General features: G+C 44.8%; 3 rRNA genes. All 3 read right to left on the bottom strand.

Annotated features, from left to right (window positions below):
• Positions 1–551 precede the first annotated feature (551 nt).
• Positions 552–663: ribosomal RNA gene (gene rrf / locus AC1DCV_RS35645) — 5S ribosomal RNA — on the bottom strand.
• 12 nt (positions 664–675) lie between these two features.
• A 23S ribosomal RNA gene (locus AC1DCV_RS35650) occupies positions 676–3,480 on the bottom strand.
• A gap of 285 nt (positions 3,481–3,765) precedes the next feature.
• Positions 3,766–3,896 (bottom strand): 16S ribosomal RNA (locus AC1DCV_RS35655); the annotation flags it as partial.

Below are 3,896 nucleotides of genomic sequence, written 5' to 3' on the forward strand. Positions count from 1 at the left end.
ATTATGTTTAGCTGTACATTACCTGTTTGAACCTAAGCATCACTACTTAGATTCGTGCTGTTGTTTCCAATCTTTCAAAGAACTTGTGACTTGCTGATAGTTATTAACCATGAGCGTTTAGTCGTTGTTGATGTGTGAGATCCGATCTCGGTGGCTCTCTAGCCGTACATCTTTTATTATTTTTAGAAGAACTTTTTTGTATTGTTTGCGTTGGGGTTGCAAAGGTAGTGATCTTTTATTTAACTACCAAAAATTTTCTAAAGTTTTTTGCATCTTTAATTATCTTAGTATCAATGACTTGTCTATTGGGAAAGTGCTTTTAATACTCTGATAATCAAACCCTTATTTTGCAAAGAACACTAGAATTTTAAAGCGGATGGCAAAGATATCATCTTTATCATTCGCAAACAAAAGTATTTAATCCTATTTCAAATTGTTTTCAACTTTCGTTGAGTGTATTTCCGACAGATCTGAACTGATCCCCTTTCTTTAATGATAGAGAAAGAAAAAGAAAAAGTCCTGGCATGTCACCAGGACTTTTCTCTTAATAAGTATGGCAGCTACCTACTCTCCCGCATTGTTGTGCAGTACCATCGGCCATGAGGGGCTTAACTTCTCTGTTCGGAATGGGAAGAGGTGAACACCCTCGGCAAAACCACCATAAGATCTTCTTTGCTATTACAGCAAACTAATAAGATAACATATCGGGAAAGTTGTATTCAAAATTCTTTAGCGTAATATTTAAAAAATTAAAGCTTACGGGCAATTAGTATTACTCGGCTGCGATAGATACACCAGCGGTATGTACGACCCGGTCCTCTCGTACTAAGGTCATGTCCTCTCAATTTACTAACGATCACAACAGATAGGGACCGAACTGTCTTGCGACGTTCTGAACCCAGTTCACGTGCCACTTTAATCGGCGAACAGCCGAACCCTTGGGACCTTCTCCAGCCCCAGGATGTGACGAACCGACATCGAGGTGCCAAACCTCACCGTCGATATGAGCTCTTGGGTGAGATCAGCCTGTTATCCCCGGAGTACCTTTTATCCTTTGAGCGATGGCCCTTCCATACAGAACCACCGGATCACTTTAGCCTGCTTTCGCACCTGCTCGGCTTGTTTGCCTCACAGTCAAGCACCCTTATACTAATGCGCTCTRCGTACGATTACCAACCGTACTGAGGGTACCTTTGCGAGCCTCCGTTACCTTTTAGGAGGCGACCACCCCAGTCAAACTACCCACCAAACAATGTCTCCCCGTTAAGGGATTAGACTCTAAATAACAGAAGGTTGGTATTTCAACGATGACTCCACAACTCCTGGCGAAGCTGCTTCATAGTCTCCCAACTATCCTACACATCTGGCATTCAAAATCAATGTTAAGTTGTAGTGAAGGTTCACGGGGTCTTTCCGTCCCGTTGCGATTAACCGGCATCTTCACCGATACTACAATTTCACCGAGCTCGTGGTAGAGACAGTGTACAACTCATTAGACCATTCGTGCAGGTCGGAACTTACCCGACAAGGAATTTCGCTACCTTAGGACCGTTATAGTTACGGCCGCCGTTTACTGGGGCTTCAGTCAGAAGCTTTGGATTACTCCGAACATCCTTCCTTAACCTTCCAGCACCGGGCAGGTATCAGGCTCTATACGTCATCTTTCGATTTTGCAGGGCCCTGTGTTTTTGTTAAACAGTTGGTTGTACCATTTTACTGAGGCCGCATTACTGCGGCACGCCTTATCCCGAAGTTACAGCGTCAATTTGCCTAGTTCCTTTACCACGGATCACTCGAGCGCCTGAGAATACTCATCTCGACTACCTGTGTCGGTTTACGGTACGGGCTGCTATAAACGAACCTTAGAAGTTTTTCTTGGAAGTCTGATTAGGGACACTATCAGCGCGGCCGAAGCTTTGCTGTACTATCAGGCTTCAGCAAGTCTGGCGGATTTTCCTACCAAACCTATACCTACACCCTTTAACGCACTATTCCGTAAGTGCGCGATCCTTTCACTACTCCGTTACTCCATCGAATTTACAGCAGGTACTGGAATATTCACCAGTTTGCCATCAGCTACACCTTTCGGCTTTGCCTAAGGACCCGACTAACCCTGATCCGATTAGCGTTGATCAGGAACCCTTAGTCTTACGGCGATAAGATTTTTCATCTTATTTATCGTTACTTATGCCTACATTTTCTTTTCTAAACGCTCCAGCATGTTTCGCAACACACCTTCGATGCAGTTTAGAATGCTCCCCTACCGTCTAGTACCATAAGTACTAGGCCTAAAGCTTCGGTTATACGTTTGATGCCCGATTATTTTCCGTGCCCAAACCCTCGACCAGTGAGCTGTTACGCACTCTTTAAATGAATGGCTGCTTCCAAGCCAACATCCTGGCTGTTTTAGGATTTGAACCGCGTTTGATCAACTTAACGTATCATTAGGGACCTTAGCTGTTAGTCTGGGTTATTTCCCTCTCGGCCATGGACCTTAGCGCCCACAGCCTCACTCCTGGAGATTATGTTATAGCATTCGGAGTTTATTAGGGTTTGGTAGGCGGTGAAGCCCCCTAGCCCAATTAGTAGCTCTACCTCTATAACACGTCTATATCCAAGGCTGTTCCTAAAAACATTTCGGGGAGAACGAGCTATCTCTCAGTTTGATTGGCCTTTCACCCCTATCCACAGGTCATCCCATAGCTTTTCAACGCTAATGAGTTCGGACCTCCAGTTAGTTTTACCTAACCTTCATCCTGCCCATGGATAGATCACAAAGTTTCGCGTCTACCCCCACTGACTRATTCGCTCTGTTAGAACTTGCTTTCGCTACGGCTCCGGTACTGAAGACCTTAACCTTGCCAGTGAGGAGTAACTCGTAGGCTCATTATGCAAAAGGCACGCCGTCACTCTTGCGAGCTCCGACCGCTTGTAAGCGCACGGTTTCAGGAACTATTTCACTCTCCTGTTCGGAGTACTTTTCACCTTTCCCTTACGGTACTGGTTCACTATCGGTATCTAAGGAGTATTTAGCCTTACCAGATGGTGCTGGCAGTTTCATACAGGATTCCTCCGGTCCCGCACTACTCAGGATACTACACGTCCATCAGAATTTCTGTCTACAGGGCTATCACCTGCTRCGGCTCATCTTTCCAGATGATTCAACTTGATCTGACTTTCTAAAAGTAGTCCTACAACCCCGGATAGAATTGCTTCGATCCGGTTTGGGCTCTTCCCCGTTCGCTCGCCACTACTTAGGGAATCATTATTTATTTTCTTTTCCTGCAGGTACTTAGATGTTTCAGTTCCCTGCGTTGGCCCCCTTGCGGGTAATACACCTTCAGTGTACTGGGTTGTCCCATTCGGAAATCTACGGATGTAACGATCGTTTGCATCTCCCCGTAGCTTATCGCAGCTTACCACGTCCTTCGTCGCCTCTTAGATCCTAGGCATCCACCATGCGCTCTTATTCGCTTTAAAAAATTTACGTATTCAAATACTACTATTCTGAATACAACTTGCATTTCCCAATATGTCAAAGAACTTACATTATCAGTGTAGTGCTCTAACCAGGCTGAGCTACGGATCTGTCTATCTAGTCAAGGTTGGCGGATACTATCTCACTAACCGATCCAGTCCATAACCAACTTGGCTTAATAAAGTAAAAGAACTATTGAAAACAACTTATCAGTATTAACTGAAAAACTTGTCTTTTAAATAAATTTAAAAGAAGGAAACAACAGCTCACAGAYTAATGAGCTCTAAAAAGGAGGTATTCCAGCCGCACCTTCCGATACGGCTACCTTGTTACGACTTAGCCCCAATTACCGATTTTACCCTAGGCGGTTCCTTGCGGTTGCCGACTTCAGGTCCCCCCGGCTTTCATGGCTTGACGG

It is taken from the genome of Chitinophaga sp. 10T418 (assembly GCF_056394125.1).